Annotated in this window: 1 protein-coding gene; it reads right to left on the bottom strand. The window is 37.4% G+C overall.

Features of this window, described 5'->3' with window-relative positions; all coding sequences use genetic code 11:
* Positions 1-63: 63 nt before the first annotated feature.
* Entirely contained in the window at positions 64-945 is an 882-nt protein-coding gene (locus B5G10_RS12470; RefSeq protein ID WP_087425046.1) for a hypothetical protein, read from the bottom strand.
* Between the last annotated feature and the right edge of the window lie 88 nt (positions 946-1,033).

Genomic DNA, 1,033 nt, shown 5'->3' with positions numbered 1-1,033 from the left:
TCGACAAAATTCAGGATGAAACCAGTTGAAAAACTTCCTAGTCGACAAAATTCAGGATAATCCTCAATAATGTCTTGATATATATTCGTCAATAAGTTTCATTCTATGAGCCTTGGTAAGTCCGCTATGGACTCTTACTTTTGACTTTATATCGGCAAAAATGCTTTCCAATCCATTGTTCGTATTCGGTATAATTCGGTCCGTATAGTCATAGAAAGTCCATAATCGCTTCATATTTCTTTTGATGCTGAAATAAGCACACCTAAGTTTAGGTCTCATATATGGAGGTGTTTTTATTCGTCCGTCGTGGACTCTTTCATTCAAGACTTCTTTATAGGTAAAATACCATCGATCAAAAGCTTCAATAAAACTCTCTTTATTCATTTTTGTCATGTTATTCACTAGAGACAGTAATTCCTTGGACGCTTCTATATCCGGATTACCTGTAAGATAACGTCTTATCGTCATCATCTGATGGAATTGACAATGCTGAATGGGATATATTCTCAGCGCTTCAGCCAAACCTCGCAGGCCATCTATGACTATACCATATATCGTAAAATGATGTTCTCTAAGCCAACAAACGCCCTCTACATAATCGGCTATCGTTTCATATCTGACGTATTTGCGCCATAGTATCTTGTTCCTATACGCATCCTTAATGACCATTAGTCCAAAATTGCGTCCCCAGTAAGTAGTATCCATTTGAATGACAACTTCCTTGTCTTTCGATACCTTCTGTACATAACGCATTCCTTCTAAATCTCGCTCAATTGTTCTAATAGATACGCCATATTTCTCAGCGAGCTGTTTCCGAGTTTGTTTGCCCTCTATGTAATCTGTGATAATCTGCTGTTTATTACGGCGTTTCCTTCCCAGGAATTGACGCCCACAATCCCTACATTTATACTGCTGTACTTGCTTCCTTTGTCCATTCTTGACCACATGTGAAGACCCACAGAAAAAGCATTTTTTGTGCCATATTTATAATAATCTTCACAAAGATATTAAAATCAATGCTTTACTGAGGTTT

The sequence above is a fragment of the Barnesiella sp. An55 genome, assembly GCF_002161555.1.
Taxonomy (GTDB): domain Bacteria; phylum Bacteroidota; class Bacteroidia; order Bacteroidales; family Barnesiellaceae; genus Barnesiella; species Barnesiella merdipullorum.
This window is presented reverse-complemented; position numbering and strand designations above follow the sequence as displayed.